The following is a 2,441-nucleotide window of genomic DNA, read 5'->3' on the forward strand; positions in this document are numbered from 1 at the left end:
AGGACCAGATTTAGCGAGATTTTGTTCTTCATTTTCGCACATCACTAAGAGAATTTCATCAGAATTTATAAACACTGGTTTTTTCACAAATGCCTCCATACTGCCTATTGGCAAAAGTTATTTTCTAAGATATGGGATATTTGATACCAAAACGGTAATTTAAAGTCAATACCAAAATGGTTATTTTTTTATTTTATATTTTTTTAGAGTAGAAAAAATGGATGAAAAATGGTCAATTAATACGCAAATATTAGAACTATGGGATAAATTGACAGAAGATGAAAAAAGAGAGTTTATTCTTTTTTATCTTGATAAAATGAAGAAAGGAGATCAAGAAGTTTAACCTTATTATCGTAGCTTAGATGCTCTAACATATCTTCAATTTGTTCATCTAAGCTATTAGGCTTATTTCCTGAAAACAACAGTTGTTTGGGGGTAATTTTTAAGTGTGGCGCCAAACGTACAGCCCACTCCTTTGTTAATTTTCGTTGTCCATTTTCTAAACGAAAAATTTGTGGCTGACTAGTCCCTACCAATTCGGCTAATTCTTTTGAAGTTAAACCTACTTTTTGTCTGAAAAATTTCAAATTATTCATGATTCTTATCCTAATTAAAAAAAATATCCTTTCAAATGCCAATATGGTAAAATATGCTTGTCTTAATAATACCAATATGGTAAAAAGAGGAATGTCTAAACTAAAACTGTATTTATCAAAGAATAATATTACTTATGCCGAGTTTGCGATTTTGGTAGGTGTTACACAAGCATCTATAGCACGCTATGTGAATAAGAAGCGATTTCCGCATCCTAGGATAATACAAAAAATAGCAGAAGTTACTGATAATTACATAAGTCCTAGCGATTGGTATCAAGAGAATTTTTCTTCAATTTCTAAAAGTCGCGGTGTTGATCAGACGGGCGATAGATTGCAGCATTAAGGAGATCAAAATGAGTTCGAATGAAATTTTATGGATAGCAGTGGTTTCAGTTTTGCTCTTAAGCGGAGTGATGTTTCGTATTGCATTGCATTATCGCGATCAAGTTAAAGCACTTAAAGAGCAGGTTCAAGATATTAAGAAAAAAATGAAAGAGAATNCGACGACGAGGAAATTAAACAACTGAAGCAAGAGATTGAAGAACTAAAACAAAGTATAGATGCGTATCGAGAAGAGTTTACACGGAAAAGTGAAAAGATACGGACACTAAAAGAAGATGTTCAATCACGTGATACGGAAATTAAAGAACTTAAACAAAGATTGAAGAACGTGACAAGGAAATTAAACAACTGAAGCAAGAGCTTAAGCAGCGTGATGAAGCAGTAAAAGCGCCGCTTCATAAGAATAAGAAGAGTAAGAAGAAGGGTAAGTGAGGAGATAGAGATGAGTTTAGTAGCAACAGTTCTTTCTATAACTACCAATCTATATTTGCTTTATGAGGTTTATCACTATTTTAAACAGGCAGGAGAGCTTAGGGATGAGATAATTAAACAAAAAAGAATAATATGGGATCTAGAGGATAAACTTAGGAAGAATGAGGGGATAAGAAATAGGTCCAAAAAGAAGCTTTAATTGTTTTATTTTTGGTTCTATTCATCATTACAATAGGAACCAAGATAAAAATTAGCTTTGAGTGTTTTGGTTGGATAATTTGGAGAAGTATGTTCTACAATGACATTTATAGGCTGTATTTTAGATGGATTGCACATTGCAAAAATGAGTAAAAATGTCAGTTCACTTTCACCCTTGATACTAAATAGATCACACCACTCATTTTGGATTGGGTTTAGTTCAGGAGTTATCAAGTTGACGTGTTTTTCTTGCGTTTTAATGAAGATGTCTTCTGTTTGTTTGTGCAATTCTAAGTTGGATTTAAGATATGAAACATGAACAAATTCAAAGGAGCTCTTTTTATCTATCCATATATGATTCAATCTAATCATCTGTTTTGTAGGATTATAGAAAGTTACTTGTAAATGAACCAGCGGTTTTGTGATTACCCTGAGAACGCTTTTTTTGATGGGATAACACTATGATATTTTGGTTGGGAAATATGTCTCAGTTCCAATTTGGAGCCTAGTCTTCGTTCTTCTTGCTCTTTGTACTTAGTATAAACTGAAAAAATTGTGCGGACAAGATTAAGAAGCATTTACTCTCCTATTCCGGAAATAATTACTGCTGAGTGCTTTTATAAAACACGTTTTGTATGGAGTGGTGTGGTGAATAGCACGATTCTTTGTTTTGATCTAGGTACGAAGATGGGGTGGGCGATACGTGGAGGGGACGGTAGTATCATAAGTGGTACCGTGAATTTTCAATCGCGCCGTTTTGAAGGCGGTGGAATGCGTTATTTGCGTTTTAAGCAATGGCTATCAGAAATAAAGCAGACAGCAGGTCAAATTGACGCGGTGTATTTTGAAGAGGTGAGGCGTCATAAAGGTACA

Annotated in this window: 3 protein-coding genes and 1 pseudogene; 3 read left to right on the forward strand and 1 reads right to left on the reverse strand. The window is 33.9% G+C overall.

From position 1 onward, the window contains the following. Positions 1–293: 293 nt before the first annotated feature. On the reverse strand, positions 294–596 hold the full coding sequence (locus tag ACFIKX_RS03265; RefSeq protein WP_100128398.1) for a helix-turn-helix domain-containing protein: 303 nt from the start codon (positions 594–596) through the stop codon (positions 294–296). Positions 597–687: 91 nt separating this feature from the next. Here ACFIKX_RS03265 and ACFIKX_RS03270 point away from each other — a divergent pair, with 91 nt between their 5' ends. The 3 genes and pseudogenes from ACFIKX_RS03270 to ACFIKX_RS03280 all read left to right on the forward strand — a co-directional run. Next, positions 688–939: a helix-turn-helix domain-containing protein gene (locus tag ACFIKX_RS03270; protein WP_375612601.1), complete on the forward strand. Its 252-nt coding sequence runs from the start codon at positions 688–690 to the stop codon at positions 937–939. Between the two features lie 441 nt (positions 940–1,380). Further along, entirely contained in the window at positions 1,381–1,569 is a 189-nt protein-coding gene (locus ACFIKX_RS03275; protein ID WP_375618849.1) for a hypothetical protein, read from the forward strand. 647 nt (positions 1,570–2,216) lie between these two features. After that, positions 2,217–2,441: pseudogene (locus ACFIKX_RS03280) on the forward strand (hypothetical protein); the annotation flags it as partial.

Origin of the sequence: Bartonella sp. CM86QHHN, from assembly GCF_042194695.1 — a bacterium.
Classification (GTDB): domain Bacteria; phylum Pseudomonadota; class Alphaproteobacteria; order Rhizobiales; family Rhizobiaceae; genus Bartonella.